The sequence below is a fragment of the Actinoallomurus acanthiterrae genome (assembly GCF_054775715.1).
Window position 1 is genome coordinate 6,922,981 of record NZ_BAAHCO010000001.1, and the last position, 19,513, is coordinate 6,942,493.

The window sequence follows — 19,513 nt, forward strand, 5'->3', positions numbered from 1 at the left end:
CGTGTGGGCCGTGCTCAAGGGCGAGCTCGGGCTGGCCGGCACCGTCGCCGAGGGCGATCCCGTACGCCTCGCCGTCGCCGGGCTCCCGCCGGTCGAGGGCGTCGTGGACTTCGCTGGCCTTCCGACGTTCCTGGGCGTCCGCACGAGCGACGGGCTGTACTGGTTCATCCACTCGGGCCCGCTCCGCGGCGACGTCGTGGTGCTGGGTCATCACATCTTCGCCGGCGACGTGGACGAGCGGGAGACCGAGCAGGCCTGGCAGTCCTGGCTCGCTCGGTTGTCGTTCGCGTAGCACCCGCGACGACGCAAGACGCGTACGTGACGACGCCGAGACGCGTACGTGAGGTGGCCGGGGCGAGCCCCGGCCACCTCACGCGTACACGCCGGTCCCGCGAAAACGATTTAAGAAAGAGATTTGAGTAAGTAGGATGGCCTAACTGAAGATCGTCCGGGAGGTTCGCGTGCGGGGGCAGAACGGTGACACCCCTCTTGCCAGGAGGCTCAGCTCCACAGCGGTCCTGAAGGTCCTGCACGAGACCGGCGCCGCGACCCTCACCGAGCTGGCGAACGCCGTCGGCGTCTCGCGCCCCACCGCCGAGGGGATCGTCGAGGAACTCCTCGACGAAGGCCTGATCGAGGAGTCCTTCGAGGAGCCCGAGGGGCGTCAGCGCGGCAGACCGGCCAAGCGCTTCCGGTTCCGGGCGTCCTCCGGGCACGTGATCGGTGTCGACATCGGCGCGTACAAGCTGCTGGCCATGGCGGCCGACCTGGGCGGGCGGATCCTGGCCACGCACCGGGTGGCGGTCTCCCCCGGCATGCGCGTATCCGAGCGGCTGGAGGCCATCGTCGCCGCGGTCGAGGCCGTCGCGAAGGAGTCGGGGCTCACCACCTCGGACCTGTCCGTCGTCGGCTTCGGCACCACGGGTGTCGTGGACGGCGAGGGCCGGGTGGTCAAGAGCGTCGCGATGCCCGAATGGACCGGCCTGGAGCTACAGGCCAGGCTGGACGAGATGATCGCGGCGCCGGTGCTCGTCGAGAACGACATCCGGCTCGCCATACTCGCCGAGCACTGGCTCGGAGCCGCCCAGGACAGCCAGGACGTGGTGTACCTGTTCACCGGCAATCGGATCGGGCTCGGCCTGCTGATCGGCGGCCGGCCCTACCGCGGAGCCCACGCGGCCTCAGGAGAGCTCGGCGAACAGCCCCACGACCACTGGCGCGGCTACCGGCACGTGATGGAGTACGCGATGTCGGTGGAGCCGGGTGAACTGCGCTCGCCCGGCCAGGCGGCGGAGTTCACCTTCGAGATGGCCCGGGAGGGCGACGCGGCGGCCGTCGGCGCCGTCGAGGCGTTCGCGGGCAGCCTGGCCAACGGCCTCATCACCATCGTGACCCCGCTCGACCCCGAGCTGGTCGTCATCGGCGGCGGCCTGTCCAAGGCCGGCGACCTGCTCGTCGACCCCATCCAGCGGCGCCTGGGCGAGGTCTGCCTCTTCCCGCCCGGCGTCGTGGCCTCCCGGCTCGGTGACGAGTCGATCGCGCTGGGCGCGGTCAAGCTCGCGCTCGACCACGTGAGCCACGCCCTGCTTTCGCCACAGGGCTGAATAAATCCCTTCGTACACGGGCCTCCCGGGCCGTCGGAGCGCCTGATGCCGACGGTCCGTACTGCCGCTTCGCTTGTCTCTCGTCGAATTACTCTAGAAATTTTCATAAATTGTCGCTAGCCTCCTCCTACTGCGGCCCGACAGATAGAGACAAGATGGGCAGGAAGGCCTGGGCGCTGTTGTGCGCCGGTGCGATCGCGGTGGGAGCGGCGGGATGTTCGTCCGCCAAGGGCGACGACTCCGGCGGGAACGTCACGCTCACCTACGGGATCTGGGACAAGAACCAACAACCGGCGATGGAGAAGATCGCGCAGGAGTTCACCCGAACCCACCCGAAGATCACGGTGAAGATCCAGCTCACGCCGAACAAGGAGTACTGGACCAAGATGCAGACGGCGGCGGCCGGCGGCAGCGCCCCGGACGTCTTCTGGATGAACGGCCCTCACGTGGGTCTCTGGGCGTCGCAGGGCGCCCTGCTGCCGCTTTCGGACCGCATCACGAAGGACTCCTACGACACCTCGAAGTATCCCAAGTCGCTCGACGACCTCTACACGCTCAAGGGCAAGCAGTACGGCATCCCCAAGGACTTCGACACGATCGGCCTGTTCTACAACAAGGACCTGTTCGACAAGGCGGGCGTGAAGTACCCCACCGCCTCCTGGACCTGGGACGACCTGCGTACGGCCGCGAAGAAGCTGACCGGCAAGGGGACGTACGGCATCGCCGCGCCGGCCTGGTCGCAGGAGGTCTACTACAACACGATCTTCCAGGCCGGCGGGCACGTGATCTCCCCGGACGGCACGAAGGCCGGCTACGACGAGCCGGCGAGCATTCAGGGCCTGCGGTTCTGGGTGGACCTCATCAACAAGGACAAGTCCTCCCCGACCATCCAGCAGCTGACCGACACCGACCCGACCCAGATGTTCCAGAACGGCAAGGTCGCGATGTTCACGGACGGCTCGTACGACGCGAACCAGACCAAGGACCTGAACGCCGACGTCGCTCCGCTGCCCGCGGGCCCCAAGGGGAAGGCCACGGTCATCCACGGTCTCGCGAACGTGATCTACGCCAAGACCAAGCACAAGAGCGAGGCGTGGGAGTTCGTGAAGTTCCTCGGCTCGGAGCAGGCCAACCGGATCCAGGCCGAGACCGGAACGGTGATCCCGGCCTACAACGGGCTCCAGGAGGCATGGGTGAAGTCGATGCCCAAGTTCCACCTGCAGAACTTCATCGACGAGGTGCCCTACGCGGTGCCGTACCCGCGCTCGATGAACACCTCGGTCTGGGCGACCAAGGAGACCGAGATCATGTCGCAGGTCTTCTCGGGGACGAAGGACCTGGACGCGGGGGTGAAGGAGCTGACCACCTTCACCGACGCCGCCCTGGCCAAGGAACCCAAGCATGACGATCACGGAAAGGGCGGTCGCCTCACGGGCGGCCGCCCGCCCCGTCGTCCGGCGCCGGCTGCGCGACCGCGAATGGGTCTGGGGCTACCTCATGATCGCCCCGCTCACCCTCGGCCTCGGCGTCTTCTTCCTGTGGCCGGTCGTGCAGTCGGTGTACTACAGCTTCACCACGTGGACGCTGTTCGGCGACAGCAACTGGGCTGGCTTTCAGAACTACACCCAGCTCATGCACGATCCCGAGGTCGGCCGGGCGCTGTGGAACACCTTCGTCGTCACGCTGCTCGGACTGCTGGTCATCCCGATCGCGATCGTGGTGGCGGCCCTGCTGAACACCCGTGGCCTGCGCCTCGTTTCGTTCTACCGTACGCTGTACTTCCTGCCCGTGGTCACCATGCCGGCGGCGGTGGCGCTCATCTGGCGCTGGCTGTACAACGGCCAGTACGGCCTGATCAACTATCTGCTGTCACTCGTCGGCATCCAGGGCAAGTCGTGGGTCTCCGACCCGTCGACCGCGTTGTACGCCGTAGTCATCGTCTTCATCTGGATGTACGTCGGCTACTTCACGGTGATCTTCATGGCCGGGCTGCAGGGCATCCCGAGCCACCTGTACGAGGCCGCCGCCATCGACGGAGCGGGACGGATCCGGCAGTTCTTCAAGATCACCCTGCCGCTGCTCACGCCGACCATCTTCTTCTCGGCCGTCCTGATGGTGATCACCGGCCTGCAGATGTTCGACCTGCTCTACCTGATGTTCTCCAAGGGCAGCCCGGCGTGGACTGAGAACAAGACCATCGTGCTGCTCTTCTACAACCAGGCCTTCGAGCAGGGCGCGAAGGGCTACGGCGCGGCCATCGCCGTCGTGCTCATGGCGATCACGCTGATCATTACGGCGGTCCAGTTCCGGCTGCAGAAGAGGTGGGTGAACTATGCGTAACGGACGCCTCTGGCCGGTGCACGTCGTGCTCGCGGTGGGCGCGGCGGCGATGGTGATGCCGTTTTTCTGGGAGGTGCTCACCTCACTAAAGACCTTCACCGAGTCCACCCGGACGCCGCCGGCCTGGATCCCGTCCTTCGACTGGTCGAACTTCACGCAGGTGTTCCACAGCACGCCTTTCGGCCGGCAGTTCCTCAACACCGTCGTGATGACCATCGCGCGCACGCTGGGACAGCTCGTGTTCTGTTCGCTGGCGGCCTACGCGTTCGCCCGGCTGCGCTTCCCCGGCCGGAACGTTATCTTCATCGCCCTGCTCTCGGTGCTGATGGTCCCCGACCAGCTCTTCCTGATCCCGCAGTACCAGATCATCAAGGGCCTGGGCCTGCTGAACAGCGTGCCCGCGCTCTTCATGCCCGGCCTGTTCAGTGCCTTCGGCACCTTCATGCTCCGCCAGTTCTTCCTGGGCCTGCCGGACGAGATCGAGGAGGCGGCACGGCTCGACGGCGCGAACCCGCTGCGGATCTTCTGGAGCGTGATGCTGCCGCTGGCCAGGCCGGGACTGGTCGCCTTCGGCGTCCTGACCGTGCTGTGGTCGTGGAAGGACCTGATGTGGCCGCTCGTCGTCAACACCGACCCCGGGAAGATGACGCTGTCGGCCGGACTCTCGGCGCTCCAGGGTGAGCACTTCACCGACTATCCGCTGCTGATGGCGGGCTCGCTGATGGCCACCCTGCCGATCATCATGATCTTCGTCGTGCTGCAACGGCAGTTGATCGAGGGCATCGCGTTCACCGGCTCGAAGGCCTGACCGGCCCGGCCTACCAGACCGGCCCGGCCTGCCCGACCCGGCCTGCCCGACCGACCCCGAGTCCGCCGGACGGCGACTCCCAGAATCATGAGGACACCTGTGGAAGACCTGCGCATCGGAGTCGTCGGCCTCGGCCTGCGGCTGAAGCTCGCCGAGGCCGCGCATCGGCCGGGCAGAGGATCGATCGTGGCCGCGGTCTGCGACACCGACCCGGCCGCCCTCGAACATGCGGTACGGCTCTTCGACGCGAAGATCGCGGTCACGGACTACCGGGAGCTGCTCGACCGGGACGACGTCGACGCGATCATCGTGATGACGCCGGACGACACCCATGAGCGCATCACCGTCGACTGCCTCCAGGCGAGCAAGCCCGTGTACCTGGAAAAGCCGATGCACATCACGGTGACGGGCTGCGACAACATCCTGCGCACCGCGTACGAGACCGGGACCCGGCTCTACGTGGGGCACAACATGCGGCACATGAGCGTCGTGCGCCTGATGCGCGACATCATCGCCCAGGGGACCATCGGCGAGCCGAAGACCATCTGGGTCCGCCACTTCGTGGCCTACGGCGGCGACTACTACTTCAAGGACTGGCACGCCGAGCGCGGGCGGAGCACCGGGCTGCTCCTGCAGAAGGCCGCGCACGACATCGACGTCGTGCACTGGCTGGGCGGCGGCTACACCACGCGGGTCAACGCCCTCGGCGAGCTGACCGTCTACGGCGACCTGCCGCGCCGCGCGCCGGGCACGCCCCGGCCCGACGGCTGGCTGAAGGAGTTCGAATGGCCGCCGACGGCCCGCGAGAACCTGAACCACCACATCGACGTCGAGGACGTCTCGGTGATGAACATGCGACTCGACAACGGGATCATCGCCGCGTACCAGCAGTGCCACTTCAGCCCCGACTACGTGCGCAACTACACGGTCATCGGAACCGAGGGCCGCCTGGAGAACTTCGGCGACCGGCCGGGCGACACCGTCAAGGTCTGGAACACCGGGCCGACCGACTACCGAGCCGACTGCGACATCGCCTTCAAGGTGCCCTACGCCGAAGGCACACACGGCGGCGGCGACCTCCGGATCCTGGAAGAGTTCTGCCGTTTCGTACGCTTCGGCGGCCCGACCGACACCTCGCCGGTGGCGGCGCGGATGAGCGTGGCGGCCGGCTACATGGCGACGATGTCGCTGCGCGACGGCGGTACCCCGCAGGACATCCCGCCGCTCGACCCCACGCTCGCCGCCTACTTCGACCGCGGTCAGACTCCTGACGTACGCCCCGCCGCGCGTGCCTCGCGGCCGGACCCCGCCGGTACGCCCGCGTGACCCGTCACCCGCCGCTCCCGTAGGGGCGGGTGATGATCTCCAGGTTGTGCCCGTTCGGGTCGCTGAAGTACGCGCCGCGACCGCCGTCGAGATGGTTGATCCGGCCCGGCTCCTGGTGGAACGGGTCGGCGTAGTAGGTCACTCCGGCCTCCTGGATCCGCCCGAAGATCGCGTCGAACTCCTCCTCGGAGACCAGGAACGCGTAGTGCTGAGGGTCGATCCGGTCCGCGTCGCTGTCCATGAAGTCCAGCGTGACGCCTGCCGGTCTCGACCGGGAGGAACGGGCCGAAGGGGGCGCCGACCTCGAGGCCGAGAATGGTGGCCAGGAAATCGGCGGCGGCCTTCTTGTCGCGGGCCGCGACGATGGTGTGGTTGAGCTGCACGGACATCGCCGGATACCTCCTCAGGCGTACGGTCTCGGGCGTGCCCCTCTCCCTCATACCCCACGCGGGCGGGCGCTCCCGCCCCCGCGCGCCGGGGATGTCGGGCGCGGTACGAGCGCGAGGCCGCGCCGGCGGAGGTCGCCGACGTCGTCGTACGGGTCGACCATCCCAGAAACCCGACGCTGGCCGAGCGGTCATGAGGCCGCGGAACGGGGTTGGCGGGGACGCGGGCCCTACGCGCGCTCGACCCGGGACATGAACTCCTGGCTGGTCACGACGTCGGCCGTGGACTGGGCGAGCACGACCAGCGAGGAACGGTGCACCTCCTCGGCGGACATCGCGCCCCAGCCGAGGTCCGGGTGGTCGTACGTGGCGCAGGCGTCGGCGAGGACGACTGTCCAGAAGTCCCGGAACATCGCGTCCCGCGCCGTGGCGTGCACGCAGTCCTCGGTCGTCACCCCGGTCACGGCCACGGTGGTGATGCCACGGCCGCGCAACACGATCTCCAGGTCGGTGCCGTGGAAGCCGCTGTAGCGATGCTTCTTGATCACCGGCTCGCCCGCCTCCGGCGCGACGGCGGGATGGACCTCCGATCCCGGGGCTGCCGTCGACCAGGGCCGCGCGCTGCGCGATCGGCGGGTACAGGTCTCCGTAACGTCCCAGGTCAGTGCCGTCATCATGGTCTGCGGGCAGAAGATCGCCCTGGGACGCCTGCACGCCGGTCAGACCATCACCGTCCACGTCGCCGAGACCGTCTTCACCATCGAGTTGGGCGCCGATGACACCTGCACCGTCCGGCGGACCACGACGACTCCGGTGCGGAACACCAAAGCCCACCGGCCCCGCAAGGCCGGCCATGTTTCCTAGCCCACCCGTCAAGCATCAGCTGGGACTAGACATCGGTCATGGCGTCTTGTGCGACCGACGGTGATCGTTTACGCCTGGGCCTGGGTCTTTTGCTTGAGGCGTTCGTAGGGGGTCTGGCCGCCGAGGCCGCCGTGGGGCCGATCGTAGTTGTAGTAGTGCTCCCACTCGCGGAGCTTGTCGTTGAACACTTCGGCGCTGTCGATCAGGACGCCGTCGAGCATCGCGTAGAACTCCTCGGCGTCGATGCGATGTGATCGCTCGACCTTGCCGTTCAGCCGGGGTGTGCGCGGCTTGATGTAGGTGTGGGCGATGCCCTTGTCGAGTACGTGCCAGTGGAATGCCGACTGGAATTCTGCCCCGTTGTCGGTCTAGATGACCTCGACCTGGAACGGCAGGCGTGACAGGACGTAGTCCAGGAACTGGATGGCGGTCTTCTGGTTGAGCTGGGGGTAGATGCGCAGCACTCGCAGGTGGGTGCAGTCGTCGATGGCGGTGAACTGGTAGTACTTGTTGCGGCCGCCGCGGCGGCCGGTGGTGAGGCCGGCGATGGGTTCGATGAACTTCACGTCGATCTGGACGCGGTGGCCGGGCAGTTGCTTCTCGTACCACTTCCATCGCTTGTGTGCCGCTTGCAGCGCTGCGAGGCGGGCAGGCGGCCCATGTCGAGCGGTTGAGGATCCGCCACACGCCGGACTTGCTGATGGTGATGTCGTGGTACCGCTTGAGGTACATGGCGATCTTCTCGGGCCCGAAGTGGTAGTTCTGCCGCAGGTAGATGATCTTCCCGACCACCTCGACGTGGGTGGCGTTCGGGCTGGTCTTCGGGCGCTTGGAACGGGTGCGCAGGCCGTCGACGCCCTCGGCCCTGGTAGCGCCTGTACCAGATGTAGTAGGCCTGGCGGCTGATGTCGAAGTACCGGCATGTCATCGCGACGTTGCCGGTGACCTCCTCGACGTGGCGGATGACCGCCAGGCGCCGCTTGGCCTCACGATCGAGTGGCGGGTTGGGGCGGTCGAGCTGGGGGTTGGGGGTCGGCATAGATGATCTCCGTAGTGGCCGGAGACCCAGGTGTCAACGATGACCGTCAGTTTTAGACCCCCTGGCTGCTCAGCGACCTGCTTGACATCCATTGTGTCCTCTGGACGTGACGACCTGACACAGTGGAAAATCATGGTTCGGGAGCAGCCTTGTGGCACACCATCATGATCGCGCTGCACGCCGCGTCTGCCAGCGTCGCCCCTATTTGCCGGATGCGTAGCGGTCGGACGCGGCGCGTTGTTCGGGATATATCTTTGGTCGCTTGTCGGGATGGATATGTTCCTCGTGCTGGCAATCGCCGCAGACTGGGCAGCGATCGCGCCGTCCTCACGGCTACTCTTCGTCCTCTTCGCCCTGCTCGAGCTCATTATGGTGGGGCGCGCAGGCCGAGCACGCCGGATCCGGCCAAGTGACAACGCGCGACCGCTGGCTGGTTACATCGACCATGTCGGGTTCACACTCATCGCCCTGTTCGATGCTTTCATCATGATCCTCGTGCTGGACCTCAGCGGGCCTGGCTGGCTGGTTGCGGGGGCGGGCTACGCGATCGCGGTCGCCGGTCGCTTCACGCTGCGCACCGTACGAGCCCACCTTGCCGAGCCGGTGACCGGCCCGGGTTGAGCCAGAGGACGAGGCTGACGATAGCAACGGCTGTCCGGTTGTGCGCGGCGAGCCGCTCCGCAAACGCGTTCGCCAAAGGAGCCCGGGCGGGACCTCGCGGAGGTGCAGGACTCAAACCCCGCTTCAGAACCCGAGCCGATCACGCACCGCTCATTTCGTAAGCCCCCGCGGATCCGCTCATACCTCTACCGGTACCCACCCAGGACATGGTCCTGACCGCCTGCCCCCAAAGCGAAGTCGACAGTTGAAGCCCGACTGCCCGCTCTGCTATCAGGCGCTGACGCCCTGGGGCAGGAGCGCGTCTCCGAGCATGCGCCAGTACGGCATCGCGGACTGCCCCGGCTCGATCCCGATCACCTGGATGCTTACGTGGTCCGCACCGGCCTCGACATGGGCGTGGAGCTTCTCGACGATGGTGTCCAGATCGCCCCAGAACACGAAGTCATCGACGAGTCGGTCACTGCCGCCGCCTACGAGTTCCTCGTCCGAGTAACCCAACCGACGGAACTTCGCGAGGTTGTACGGCGTGTTCAGGTAGGGGTCCAGGTGCTCGCGCGCGACGGCGCGGGCCTTACCTGGGTCGGACTCGAACAGCACCGGGTGTTCGACACCAAGGAACGCGTCAGGCCCGAGAATCTCCCTTGCCTGCGCGGTGTGCGCCACATTGACGTGGTAGGTCTGAGCGCCGTCAGCGCGGTCGCGGGCCAGCGCAAGCATCTTCGGTCCGTACGCGGCCAGGAAACGGTGCATCGGAGCCTTGGGCTCGGGGTTGGGCGTCTCAAGCGCGTCCATCTCGTCGAGGTATGCGCTCATGGCGGCCACGGGTCTGGTGCCCGGACGCTGCTCGCCACCGAATCCCAGGCCGAGCACGTGTCGACCCGGAAAGGCGTCGGCCAGGAGACGGGCTGCACCGAACGTCCACCGGGCCTCGCGCGACCAGATCTGGGCGATGCCGTTGATGATGTGCAACCGCTCGGTGCAAGAGAGCAGAAAACAGGCGTGTGTGAACGCCTCACGCCCGAAAAGCTCGGGAAACCAGAACGCCCGCCATCCCCGCTCTTCGAGTTCCTGGACCGACTCACGCATCTGCGCAGCGGGCTGGTACTCGAAGTCAAACGTGTAGACCCCGAACGTTCCAAGGTTCAGGCCATCGATGCCACCCATCACATACCTCCTGTCACATCGCCATAACGCATCGAAGTTTCGCAGAATTACGATGCATCTGCAAGCGTGCGAGCGATCGAAGGGGCGATGTGAAGGTACCTGCCGCTCCCCGCCCTGTCGGACTGACGGGTCATTTTCTGGCACCGCGACAGGTCCGGGACGGCCTGGGGGACCGGCGCCACCGGCAGAAACCCGACCGGGAGACATTCAAGATCCGGCACAGGCGCTTGACGCCGTAGACGGCGTGGTGGGCGGAGATGAACCCAAAGCGGCTGGTCGCCGATCCAGCTCCTTGGCGAAAAAGCGGCTGCCTTCCGCAAGATCTCCCGCTCCAGCTTCAACTCCGCGACCTCCTTACAGAGCCTGGCCAGCTCAGCGTCCTTGGCCGATTCCTCGACCGCTCCCAGCCGCCCGGCGACCTCCGCTGCACGCACCCAGGTCCGCAGCGTCTCGTGATTGACATGAAGTTCCACCGACCTTGTGAACAGCTGATCGCTTGGCACGATGGCCCCGGGAGAAGGTCACAACTGCCGAGGTCACGACTGTCGCATCCGCCGAATTCCGGCGGCAGGTGGTGGGGCCGGTGCGGGCCAGCCGGACGTGCCAAGAGCCGGCGGCCGAGTTCGAGCCGACGGCTTATCGATCCGGACTAGGGTGTTCAGGCCGACCACGATGAAGGCCGTACGCCCCGTGCTTCCTTGACGTCTGCGCACGTCAACTTGTTCACGGCATTAGCCACCCGGTGCCAGGGCAACGACTCGCCAGCGACATCGACCACGGCCGCTTGGGCGCCGACGTGACTCCCCAACGAGATGCAACCGCCGGCGTTCCAAAGATCGGGAGTGCGGGGCGGTAGCCAGGGATGCAGGCTCCGCATGTCCGGCCCATCGACTCAGCCAAGAGCTAATTTCGACAAGCATCGAACTATGACTATGATCGAAGTTACTGTTGCGTGCTCTCGTTCGCCCGGGCCGGTGCCCTCGTGGGTGTCGCACGCAGATGTCGTTCGTAACCGACCTACGGTGACGATCAGTTGAGATGTGGGTGGGGTCTGTGGCGAAGGTCGTACGGTTCCATGAGTTGGGCGGGCCGGAGGTGCTACTGCTGGAGGAACATGACTTGGGCGAGCCCGGCCCAGGCGAGGCGCTGCTGGAGATGGAGGCGATCGGACTCAACCGGTCGGAAGCCAACTTCCGCAGGGGCCGATATCTCGACCGGGTTGCGGCGCTGCCGTCAGGGCTGGGTTATGAGGGTGCGGGGCGTGTGCTGGCTGTCGGCGAGCAGGTGACCGACGTGTGCGCGGGGGAAGCGGTCAGCGTGCTGCCTCTGTTCCGCCAAAGCCATTACCACGTCTACGGGGAGCAGGCGATAGTGCCGGCCTCGGCACTGGTGACACGACCCGCATCGGTGGATGCGGTGACTGGCGCGTCCGTATGGATGGCCTTTTTGACGGCTTATGGCGCGTTGGCCGATGTCGGGCGACTGCGGGCGGGTGACCACATTGTGATCACTGCCGCCTCCAGCAGCGTTGGTTTGGCGGCGATCGCAACCGCGCTGCGACTGGGCGCGATCCCCATCGCCACTACCAACGACCCGGCCAAGGAGCAGCGTCTGCTTGAGGCAGGGGCGGCCCATGTCGTCGTATCGAAGAGGGACGAGGTACCCAAGGCTGTCTTGGACCTTACCGGCGGGCGCGGAGCGGAGATGGTGTTCGACGCTGTCGCCGGGCCGGGGATCGAGGAGCTGGCGCGGGCGACCGGCCAGGACGGTTTGCTGATCGTGCACGGTTCACTGTCGGGGCAGCCGACGCCGCTGCCGGGCCTGGACGTCATGCGGCCGGTGTTCGTACGTCCTTACACGCTGTTCGAGGTGACCGGCGATCGGCACCGCCTGGAACGGGCTCGACGCTTCGTCACCAGTGGGCTGACCTCGGGGACGATCACTCCGATCATCGACCGTACCTTCGCCCTCGACGACATCGTCGAAGCTCACCACTACCTGGAGGCAGGCGCCCAGGTCGGGAAGATCGTCGTTACCGTCAGCCGAAAGGTCGGGTCGTGAAGTACGGATTCATCATGTTCCCCACCCGCGAGGCCATGCCACCTGGCGAGTTCGGGATGCTGCTGGAAGATCGAGGGTTCCACTCGCTGTTCGTGCCTGACCACACCCACATTCCCGCCGTCACCCCTGAGCGTTACGACGTGCTCAACCTGGCGCCGGAGTTCAAGAATGGCATGGACGCCTTCGTCGCGCTGGGCGCCATCGCCCAGGCAACCACCACGTTGACGATAGGCACCGCAGTGCTGCTCGTACCCGAACGTGATCCAATCATCACAGCCAAGGAGGTCGCGTCGGTCGACGTGCTGTCCGGTGGGCGCATGCAGTTCGGCATCGGGCCCGGTTGGATTTACCAGGAGATGCGCAACCACGGTGTCGATCCCGCCGCCCGGTTCCGCGTCATGCGCGAGCGCATCGAGGCCATGAAAGAGATCTGGACGCGCGATGAAGCCGACTACCATGGCGAGTTCGTCGACTTCCACCGCATCACCTCCTGGCCCAAGCCGGTCCAGCGACCCCATCCGCCCATCCTGGTCGCTGGGAACGGACCACGGGTCGCCGAGCGCGTCATCGCCTATGGAGACGAATGGATCCCCATGGTCCGGCCCGGTGTGCTCGAGCACATCGCCCACTTCAAAAAGACCGCCCGCAAGCCCGAACGTGATGAACCCATCCCAGTCACGCTGTTCGGCGGCGACCTCAAGGACGTCGACGCCTACGCCGCCGCGCGTGTTGACCGGGTACTCTTCTGGATCCGCCCAACCCCCAGCCAGGACATGCCCAAGCTCATCGACAAGATCGCCTTGGAACTCGGTCCGCGCCTAGGCTGACCGCATTGCCCCGGAACTTGCGGCGTTACTCGATCGTCCTTCGATTTCCGGGTGATGCAGTCCCCTAAAGCGCCGCTTTCCGCCCCAACCTTGCTGGCCGGGGCGGTCAGCGATCCGGATCCGCGTGAAGCACTGCGTCGCGTCGCGCTTGGCCTGTTCGACGCAATCGACGCGCACATCTGGATCAGCGCCGAACTCTCCCTGGAGCCGTGGCGGCCCGCGCTGCTGGACTTCTACGAGAGCGTAGGCAGGCTGCTGGACGCACTCGCCATCCCGAGCGGGCACGCTTCGACGCGGCCGGCACGCTCGTGAACTACGTCCTCGGCGTCGCCGTGCAGAACGCCGCGAACACCCGGCACCTTGCCGGCAGCGACACAGGCCGAGCGGCGTTCCTGGACAACGCCGCCGCGCAATGGGCGCAACTGGACCCCGACCGGTACCCCTTCGTGCACGCGGCGGTGACGCAGTTGCGCGAGAACGACGACCGCGAGCAGTTCCTCGTCGATGTCGACATCTTCCTGGCCGGCATCGCAGCCCTGCGCTAGAAGACGACCAGCGGCCGCCGTCCTCTCACTGCTCTGTTCGCAGAGGTCAGCCAGCAGGAGGCAGCGCGAGGGCCGGCAGGCCGGGCACGTGATTGGTCATGTCGAGCTCGAACCGACCGTAGAGATTCAGGCGTGGCCAGAACAGCGCCGACAGGCCACGCCGGTCGGCGCCGCTGAGCCGCCGCCTCCAGGCGGGTTTTTCAGGATGATCTGAATCAGGAGAGTGTTGAGGTAGGTGATGGTGGCGGCGACCAGGTGCAGCGCGAAGGCGGAGACATCGACATTCTCACGGTCGTCGCCGGTCAGCTCGCCCGCCTTGCCGTAGAACAGGTCCTTGCTGGCGGAGTTGAAGTTCTCCACCACGTTCGACCCTCGCCGATCTCGCGGCGCAGTTCCTCATCGGCCGGGTAGTCGCAGATGAAGATGGTGCGGATCACCCGGCCGAGTTCCTCGATGGCCTCGTAGGTGGGGTGCTTGGGGCCGCCGCGCGTGAAGCGGCGCAGCATCTGGTGGCACTCGGCGGTCTTGAGCCGAAGCGCGGTCGCGTACTTGATCATCTGATCGTAGTGCCGGGAGATCAGATCCCAGTCGATGGTCTTGTTCGACAGCACCGGCTCCAGGTGCGGCCAGTTCCCGGCCCCGCCATCGGCCTCGACTTCGCCGTCGGCGCGTTCGGGGCTGCTGCTGGGGTCGGGGATGACGCCGGGCCGGTACAGGCGGGCCGAGCCGATGTTCTTCAGCCGCGGCAGCCGGTTGAACCCCAGAAGGTGGGAGAAAGCGAACCCAACGATTGAGGCGCCGTGGGTGTCGGTGTACTGGTGGTCGACGTCGGTGTCGGTCAGGTGCCGCAGCAGGCGCTCGATCATCGAGACGACCTCGGACGCGGTCGTGGAAGTGACCTGCGAATAGATGCAGACGCTCCTGCGCTCGACGTGCCAGTACACCATGATCCCGGGCCCGCCGTAGCGCTGGTGCCACTCGGTCATCATGTTCGCCGACCAGGACCCGAACTTGCGCGAATCCAAGGCGCACGCGGTGCCCATCGCCCCACAGGGCGGTGTCGCGGATCTTCAAGGTCTCGTTCACCACGGTGCGGATGGCCGCGCGCAGGTTGTCGCGGTTGATGAACAGCCAGCGGATGCGGCGCAGCACGGCCTCGCCGTCGTCCAGCCCGGCGGCGACCGCGCCGTCGGCCACGCGCTTGATCCCGACGTTGGTGCCCAGCCCGTTTACCAGTTCCGGGCTGGCCCGCTTACCGCGGCGTTGCAGCACTGCGTGCACACGCCGATATCCATAGGTCTCAGGGTGGGCGTGAAAGATCGTAGCGATCATCGCCTTGAGGCGTTCGCGCCGTTCGGCGGTCGCCGATGCGGGCTGGTGCCGCCATTCGTAGTAGCCCGATCGCGACACGCCCAGCCATGCGCACATGTCCACGATCGCATGATTGGCCTTCTCCGCGTCGATCAGCTCGTAGGCGGCCGTCACCGATTCTCGGACGCGAAGAAGACCGCGGCTTTCTCAAGAACACGACTGCCTCGCGGAACTTACAGTTCTCCTCCTCAAGCTGGAGTTCCCGCTCGCTTTTGTCTTGGGCCGCCTCGGGTGCATCCCCGCCGTGCCGGCGCTTGTACGCCGCCACCCAGTTTCCCAGCGTGGTGTCGTGGATCCTGAGTTCTCTCACCACCATGCGCGACTGGGCATGGCCCATCCAGCACCATGCGGACCGCTTCGTCCTTGAACTCCCGCGTGAACGTCCTACCGCGAGCCAGTTACCTTTCCCTTCGAGACCCCCCAAGCCCACTTGGAGACGCTGTCCGAACAGTCCGAGGCACCTCAGGTCCTGGTCGCGCCGGTGCACGGTCTGGACGCCAGGGATCGGGGGCGGTGTGTTGCATGGGCGACCACCTACGTAACGCATCCAGAAGGCCAGTGGCTGGTAAGCCGGCGCTCTTGAGTCCGCTATCGTCACTGGCCTTCTGGATACCGCTCAAGCCCCGGGACACGTTCGCTATGAGTCCGGCTCGCCGATCTTCCTGGTCAGAGCATCGCCAGCAGCATCGCCGCCATGCCGGCGCTCATGGCGGCGTGGCCGGCTGCGGGCCTGCCGTTCACGCGTCGACCGGGGCCGCAGGCCCATACGGACCACAGGACGGCGGCCAGCGCGAAGTAGGCCGCGAGCAGCACACTGACGGCCTTCACCGCGGCGGGCATGGAAGAATGGGACGAAGAATGGGACATGGCGGGCTGGGACATGGCGGGCATGGCAGCGCGGGCGAGCCCTTCGTGCGTCATGCGCATGTCCGCGGGCATGGCGGTAATCATCCAGATCATGGCGCCCGCCGTCAGCGCGTGATGCACCCCGGACAGTCTGCGTACCGCCAAAGGCACCATTTGGCCGGGACCCGCCAGCAGGAACCAGACCGCAGCACAGCCGAACAAGGCAGTCTGCAACCACACGGCCGACGCGGGCTCTGATCGCCAGGTCATGGCGATCAGAGCCGCGCTCATCAGGACGTGGAAGGCCTCGGAGATCCGGTCCGACGCCCGTGTCATGCCCACTCGCCTCAGGGCCAGCAGTGATTCCAGCCCGGCCACGGTGAAGACGGCGGTGAGCAGCCACCTGGCCATCAGCGATGTGACCATCACGCGCCTGCGTGGTCGGTGTCGTGATACGGGAACAGGCTCACCCTGGCGTCCCGCCCGGTGTTCCAGCACCAGAACCCACCGAGGTCAGCCCCGATGCCGTCATACGTACTCGTCATGGCGGCGAATCCAGGTCTGGATCGCATCACCCTCGTCACGCCCCTTCGGCACCCGGTCGAGAATCGGGTAGTAGCCCATCAGGAACTCGACCCCACGCCAATTGGTCGCATAGGTGTGGTAGACAACGCCGTCCTCGATCGTGAAGACGTTCACCGCCGGTGATTCCGACATGTATCCCTCGGCGTCCGTGCCGGTCGAGGTCGCCATGTGGGCAACGATCGGGTGTGCGCCCCGGCTCGACAACGCCTCGCTCACCTGCTCCTCGGTGTAGGAGACCCCGAGGTCGAAGTTGAAGTCGGTGTCCGCCGAGGAGACCCAGGGAAGGCTCCAGCCCATCCTCTGCTTGTATGCCCGAAGCTTCGCCAGCGGAGCCCGCGAAACCATCTGCAGGGTCACATCTCGGGCATGAAGGTGGGGCAGGAGACCGTTGAAGCCGTCGGCCATCGATGAGCAGGTCGGGCACCCCGCCTTGTAACTCGGCCCGAACATGAACTGGTAGAGCACGAGCTGTGAGCGGCCGTCGAAGAGCTCGGCCAGGGTCCGCGTCCCGTCGTCGGTGTCGAACCGGTACTCCTCCTCGATCGCGACCCAGGGCAGCTCACGGCGCTGGCGCGCCAGCTCGTCCACCATCCGCGTGTGCTCCTTCTCGCGCTGAAGCAACTCCGCACGAGCGGCCTGCCACTCCTCGCGGCCGACAACCTTATGATCCGTCATCGTGTCTTGTCTCCTCTTGTTATCTCGATGGCTCCGGCGTAGCCGGGGGTCGAGGTGATTCGAAACGGAATCCAGCGATAGCGAGGCCGTGGACTGGCCAGCGACCTACGCTCTGTTATTGAGTGTTGCACTTTGTGATGATCGTGCCGCTACCACTCCCAGTTCCTAGAGCCGTCATCTCTGCAATGGTTGGTCCCTTCTCGGTCGACATCGGATTCCGTCATACCTATAGACTCCGCGGCCCACCGAAAGGAATCGGTGGGCCGCCAAAGATGCCAAGCAACTCGGTGACCTCGGGCGCGCGCAGCGCCAGTACGTCGCGCAGGATGAGGACGGCACGCTGGCGGGGCAAATACTGGAGGAGATCAGGGGTGTGTCCAGTTAACGGCGTGCGCCGTGAGGCGCTGTGATTCGAGTGGAGGTGGGAGACCTCCGCCGGTGGCCTGTCGCAGCAGGTCAGCGTAGTTGAGGGCAGCCTGATCCGGGTGATGGCGGGGAGGGTGGGAGCAGCCCTGACAAAGCCGGGGCGTGCCAGTACTACCAGATGGTGCGGGTCCGGTGAGCGAGATGGAGAGGAGTACGAGAGGAACCGGCGTTGTTACGTCCCTCCACTTGACGCCTGCTCGAACCTGGTGGATCTGGGCAGGACGCGGTGCGCACCCGTCGGCGGAGCCGGTGGGGAACTCCTGGGTCGGCTTGCCGTTGCTGACCGGGAGGCCATGAGGAAGGTCTGCGGCGTACTCATGGCGATGCCGCAGGGACAAAGTCGGGCTCCTACTTCGTCGAGCGAATCACAGTGAACACGGGAACCACCTGGTCTCAGCTCCAGGTCACGGGCGTCCAGCCTGGTGGCGGGGATAGGCGCATCGACCGCTGAACGGGCCGGGTGGGGCGGAGCCGCCGTAGTAGTCCGAGGCCGGGAGAGCCGGTCACAAGGCGAAGGGCGGTAGCGGATTCGAGAAGGGACGGAGACTGCAATGCCGAAAGACGCGCTGTCGAACGACGGCGCCCAAGACCCGGCCCCGGTGGGGTCATGGACGCGGGTATCGGAGATGCAGGCCAAACTTCACCGTTGGGCGGTGGCTGACCACGGCCGCCGGTTCGATGACCTGTTCAACTTCGTGCATGACCCGGCGACGCTGATCGTGGCGTTCGACCGGGTCGCGGGCAACCGAGGGGCACGTGCTCCCGGTGTCGATGGCCTGACGGTCACCGATGTCGAGGAGCGGATCGGTGTCCCGGGGTTCCTGGACGAACTGCGGGCCAGTCTGAAGGATGGTTCGTTCCGGCCGTTGCCGGTGCGGGAACGTAAGATCCCCAAGCCGGGCGGGTCGGGGAAGGTCCGTGCTCTCGGGATTCCGACGGTTGCGGACCGGGTCGTGCAGGCTGCGCTGAAACTCGTGCTGGAGCCGATCTTCGAGGCCGACTTCGAGCCGGTCTCCTATGGGTTCCGGCCCAACCGGCGTGCTCAGGACGCGATCGCTGAGATCCACCATTTCGGCACCCGAGGCTACCGATGGGTGGTGGATGCCGACATCGAGGCGTGCTTCGACCGGATCGACCACGCGGCCCTGATGGAGCGTGTGAGGGTCCGGGTCAAGGACAAACGTGTCCTGGCACTGGTCAAGGCATTCTTGAAAGCCGGGATATTGACCGAGCTCGGCGAGAACAGGAGCACCACGACCGGGACGCCGCAGGGCGGCATTCTGTCTCCGCTGCTGGCCAACATCGCTTTGTCGGTGCTCGATGAGCACTTGATGGAACCGTGGAAGCCGGGCGGGTCGATGTCGAGCGAGGGTAAGCGCGGGTATCGCCGCCGCAAGGGCCGGCCGACATGGCGGCTAGTCCGCTATGCCGACGACTTCGTCGTGCTCGTCCACGGGACCGAGCTCGACACCCAGGCGGTGCGCGAGGACGTCGCCGGGGTGCTCGAACCGATGGGATTGCGGCTCTCACCGGCCAAAACCCAGATCGTGCATCTGGCTGACGGGTTCGACTTCCTAGGGTTCCGCATCCAGTGGCGCCGCAAGAGGGGAACCGATAAATGGCACGTCTATACCTTCATCACCGACCGGCCCATCCGGTCGTTGAAGGCCAAGATCCGTGCCCTGACCCACAGGAAATCGCAACAAGACCTGGGATCCGTGCTGATCAGGCTCAACCAGATCATGCGCGGCTGGGCCAACTACTTCAAGCATGCCGTGGCCAAAGACCGGTTCTCCGCACTCCACCAGTTCGTCTGGTGGCGGCTGATCCGGATGCTGCAAGCACGGCACCACTGGAGCTGGAAGGACGTCCGACGCCACTTCACCACCCCCACCGGGCGGTGGCTACCCATCACAGCGGCGGACGGGACCGAGTTGTTCGACATCGCCAAGGTCACGGTCACCCGATACCGCTGGCGGAGCAACACCATCCCCAACCCCTGGATCGCACCCACATGACGACAGA

At 66.1% G+C, this 19,513-nt stretch carries 20 protein-coding genes and 4 pseudogenes; 13 read left to right on the top strand and 11 right to left on the bottom strand.

The genetic code is table 11. The annotated features are described in order from the left end of the window. Positions 1–10 precede the first annotated feature (10 nt). The 3 genes and pseudogenes from ACYVF7_RS32525 to ACYVF7_RS32535 all read left to right on the top strand — a co-directional run. Positions 11–292, top strand: a complete 282-nt coding sequence (locus ACYVF7_RS32525) for a hypothetical protein (protein WP_460348260.1) — start codon at positions 11–13, stop codon at positions 290–292. 169 nt (positions 293–461) lie between these two features. After that, positions 462–1,604 carry an ROK family transcriptional regulator gene (locus ACYVF7_RS32530; RefSeq protein ID WP_460348263.1) on the top strand — a complete coding sequence of 381 codons (1,143 nt, stop codon included), beginning with the start codon at positions 462–464 and terminating at the stop codon, positions 1,602–1,604. A 296-nt stretch (positions 1,605–1,900) separates the two neighbouring features. Then, positions 1,901–2,803, top strand: a pseudogene (locus ACYVF7_RS32535) (ABC transporter substrate-binding protein); the annotation flags it as partial. Between the two features lie 44 nt (positions 2,804–2,847). On the opposite strand, the gene ACYVF7_RS32540 reads toward ACYVF7_RS32535, so the two are convergent. Further along, positions 2,848–2,976, bottom strand: a complete 129-nt coding sequence (locus tag ACYVF7_RS32540; RefSeq protein ID WP_460348266.1) for a hypothetical protein — start codon at positions 2,974–2,976, stop codon at positions 2,848–2,850. A 29-nt stretch (positions 2,977–3,005) separates the two neighbouring features. Between ACYVF7_RS32540 and ACYVF7_RS32545 the strand changes: the two genes are divergently transcribed. From ACYVF7_RS32545 to ACYVF7_RS32555, 3 genes are all read left to right on the top strand, one after another. Beyond that, positions 3,006–3,944, top strand: a complete 939-nt coding sequence (locus tag ACYVF7_RS32545) for a carbohydrate ABC transporter permease (protein WP_460348269.1) — start codon at positions 3,006–3,008, stop codon at positions 3,942–3,944. Next, positions 3,937–4,752: a carbohydrate ABC transporter permease gene (locus tag ACYVF7_RS32550; RefSeq protein WP_460348272.1), complete on the top strand. Its 816-nt coding sequence runs from the start codon at positions 3,937–3,939 to the stop codon at positions 4,750–4,752. The genes ACYVF7_RS32545 and ACYVF7_RS32550 overlap by 8 nt, the downstream gene beginning before the upstream one ends. An 87-nt stretch (positions 4,753–4,839) precedes the next feature. Continuing rightward, a complete protein-coding gene (locus ACYVF7_RS32555; protein WP_460348275.1) occupies positions 4,840–6,078 on the top strand; it encodes a Gfo/Idh/MocA family protein in 1,239 nt (412 codons plus the stop codon). Positions 6,079–6,082: 4 nt separating this feature from the next. Here ACYVF7_RS32555 and ACYVF7_RS32560 read toward each other — a convergent pair whose 3' ends face one another. Both ACYVF7_RS32560 and ACYVF7_RS32565 read right to left on the bottom strand, forming a co-directional pair. Further along, positions 6,083–6,319 carry a VOC family protein gene (locus tag ACYVF7_RS32560; RefSeq protein ID WP_460348278.1) on the bottom strand — a complete coding sequence of 79 codons (237 nt, stop codon included), beginning with the start codon at positions 6,317–6,319 and terminating at the stop codon, positions 6,083–6,085. 375 nt (positions 6,320–6,694) lie between these two features. Continuing rightward, positions 6,695–7,141, bottom strand: a complete 447-nt coding sequence (locus ACYVF7_RS32565) for a cysteine hydrolase family protein (RefSeq protein ID WP_460348281.1) — start codon at positions 7,139–7,141, stop codon at positions 6,695–6,697. On the opposite strand from ACYVF7_RS32565, the gene ACYVF7_RS32570 reads away from it, so the two are divergent. Beyond that, positions 7,140–7,328, top strand: coding sequence for a hypothetical protein (locus tag ACYVF7_RS32570; RefSeq protein WP_460348284.1), 189 nt, complete (start codon positions 7,140–7,142; stop codon positions 7,326–7,328). The genes ACYVF7_RS32565 and ACYVF7_RS32570 overlap by 2 nt on opposite strands. 68 nt (positions 7,329–7,396) lie before the next feature. Here the strand turns inward: ACYVF7_RS32570 and ACYVF7_RS32575 are convergent, their stop codons facing one another. The 3 genes and pseudogenes from ACYVF7_RS32575 to ACYVF7_RS32585 form a co-directional block, all read right to left on the bottom strand. Next, positions 7,397–7,639 carry an integrase core domain-containing protein gene (locus ACYVF7_RS32575; RefSeq protein ID WP_460358225.1) on the bottom strand — a complete coding sequence of 81 codons (243 nt, stop codon included), beginning with the start codon at positions 7,637–7,639 and terminating at the stop codon, positions 7,397–7,399. A 57-nt stretch (positions 7,640–7,696) separates the two neighbouring features. Further along, positions 7,697–7,894: a hypothetical protein gene (locus ACYVF7_RS32580; RefSeq protein WP_460348287.1), complete on the bottom strand. Its 198-nt coding sequence runs from the start codon at positions 7,892–7,894 to the stop codon at positions 7,697–7,699. A gap of 118 nt (positions 7,895–8,012) precedes the next feature. Further along, positions 8,013–8,183 (bottom strand): annotated as a pseudogene (locus ACYVF7_RS32585) (helix-turn-helix domain-containing protein); the annotation flags it as partial. 454 nt (positions 8,184–8,637) lie between these two features. On the opposite strand from ACYVF7_RS32585, the gene ACYVF7_RS32590 reads away from it, so the two are divergent. After that, complete coding sequence (locus tag ACYVF7_RS32590; protein WP_460348290.1) at positions 8,638–8,988, top strand: hypothetical protein; 351 nt, start codon at positions 8,638–8,640, stop codon at positions 8,986–8,988. Positions 8,989–9,258: 270 nt separating this feature from the next. On the opposite strand, the gene ACYVF7_RS32595 is transcribed toward ACYVF7_RS32590, so the two are convergent. Continuing rightward, positions 9,259–10,152, bottom strand: coding sequence for a TIGR03620 family F420-dependent LLM class oxidoreductase (locus ACYVF7_RS32595; protein WP_460348292.1), 894 nt, complete (start codon positions 10,150–10,152; stop codon positions 9,259–9,261). Between the two features lie 1,053 nt (positions 10,153–11,205). Here ACYVF7_RS32595 and ACYVF7_RS32600 point away from each other — a divergent pair. Genes ACYVF7_RS32600 through ACYVF7_RS32615 form a run of 4 tightly spaced genes read left to right on the top strand, consistent with a single transcriptional unit; the run spans position 11,206 to position 13,585 of the window. Beyond that, entirely contained in the window at positions 11,206–12,213 is a 1,008-nt protein-coding gene (locus tag ACYVF7_RS32600) for a zinc-dependent alcohol dehydrogenase family protein (RefSeq protein ID WP_460348294.1), read from the top strand. Beyond that, positions 12,210–13,040, top strand: coding sequence for an LLM class F420-dependent oxidoreductase (locus ACYVF7_RS32605; protein ID WP_460348296.1), 831 nt, complete (start codon positions 12,210–12,212; stop codon positions 13,038–13,040). Before ACYVF7_RS32600 ends, ACYVF7_RS32605 begins: the two co-directional genes overlap by 4 nt. A 51-nt stretch (positions 13,041–13,091) precedes the next feature. Next, on the top strand, positions 13,092–13,352 hold the full coding sequence (locus tag ACYVF7_RS32610; RefSeq protein WP_460348298.1) for a hypothetical protein: 261 nt from the start codon (positions 13,092–13,094) through the stop codon (positions 13,350–13,352). Beyond that, positions 13,349–13,585, top strand: coding sequence for a hypothetical protein (locus ACYVF7_RS32615; RefSeq protein WP_460348300.1), 237 nt, complete (start codon positions 13,349–13,351; stop codon positions 13,583–13,585). The genes ACYVF7_RS32610 and ACYVF7_RS32615 overlap by 4 nt, the downstream gene beginning before the upstream one ends. A 126-nt stretch (positions 13,586–13,711) precedes the next feature. On the opposite strand, the pseudogene ACYVF7_RS32620 reads toward ACYVF7_RS32615, so the two are convergent. From ACYVF7_RS32620 to ACYVF7_RS32635, 4 genes and pseudogenes are all read right to left on the bottom strand, one after another. After that, positions 13,712–14,628: pseudogene (locus ACYVF7_RS32620) on the bottom strand (Tn3 family transposase). A gap of 49 nt (positions 14,629–14,677) precedes the next feature. Beyond that, a pseudogene (locus ACYVF7_RS32625) lies at positions 14,678–15,013 on the bottom strand (IS3 family transposase); the annotation flags it as partial. 609 nt (positions 15,014–15,622) lie between these two features. Next, positions 15,623–16,300 (bottom strand): DUF5134 domain-containing protein, encoded by a 678-nt coding sequence (locus ACYVF7_RS32630; RefSeq protein ID WP_460348302.1) that lies wholly within the window; start codon positions 16,298–16,300, stop codon positions 15,623–15,625. A 30-nt stretch (positions 16,301–16,330) separates the two neighbouring features. Beyond that, positions 16,331–17,062: a DUF899 domain-containing protein gene (locus ACYVF7_RS32635; protein ID WP_460348143.1), complete on the bottom strand. Its 732-nt coding sequence runs from the start codon at positions 17,060–17,062 to the stop codon at positions 16,331–16,333. Positions 17,063–18,039: 977 nt separating this feature from the next. Here ACYVF7_RS32635 and ltrA point away from each other — a divergent pair. Further along, on the top strand, positions 18,040–19,506 hold the full coding sequence (gene ltrA / locus ACYVF7_RS32640) for a group II intron reverse transcriptase/maturase (protein WP_460342555.1): 1,467 nt from the start codon (positions 18,040–18,042) through the stop codon (positions 19,504–19,506). Positions 19,507–19,513: the final 7 nt, after the last annotated feature.

Coding starts and splice junctions, on each gene's coding strand:
- ACYVF7_RS32545 (WP_460348269.1), top strand. CDS start 3,006: ATGACGATCACGGAAAGGGCGGTCGCCTCACGGGCGGCCGCCCGCCCC.
- ACYVF7_RS32550 (WP_460348272.1), top strand. CDS start 3,937: ATGCGTAACGGACGCCTCTGGCCGGTGCACGTCGTGCTCGCGGTGGGC.
- ACYVF7_RS32555 (WP_460348275.1), top strand. CDS start 4,840: ATGAGGACACCTGTGGAAGACCTGCGCATCGGAGTCGTCGGCCTCGGC.
- ACYVF7_RS32560 (WP_460348278.1), bottom strand. CDS start 6,319: ATGGACAGCGACGCGGACCGGATCGACCCTCAGCACTACGCGTTCCTG.
- ACYVF7_RS32570 (WP_460348284.1), top strand. CDS start 7,140: ATGGTCTGCGGGCAGAAGATCGCCCTGGGACGCCTGCACGCCGGTCAG.
- ACYVF7_RS32565 (WP_460348281.1), bottom strand. CDS start 7,141: ATGATGACGGCACTGACCTGGGACGTTACGGAGACCTGTACCCGCCGA.
- ACYVF7_RS32590 (WP_460348290.1), top strand. CDS start 8,638: ATGGATATGTTCCTCGTGCTGGCAATCGCCGCAGACTGGGCAGCGATC.
- ACYVF7_RS32595 (WP_460348292.1), bottom strand. CDS start 10,152: ATGGGTGGCATCGATGGCCTGAACCTTGGAACGTTCGGGGTCTACACG.
- ACYVF7_RS32635 (WP_460348143.1), bottom strand. CDS start 17,062: ATGACGGATCATAAGGTTGTCGGCCGCGAGGAGTGGCAGGCCGCTCGT.
- ltrA (WP_460342555.1), top strand. CDS start 18,040: ATGCCGAAAGACGCGCTGTCGAACGACGGCGCCCAAGACCCGGCCCCG.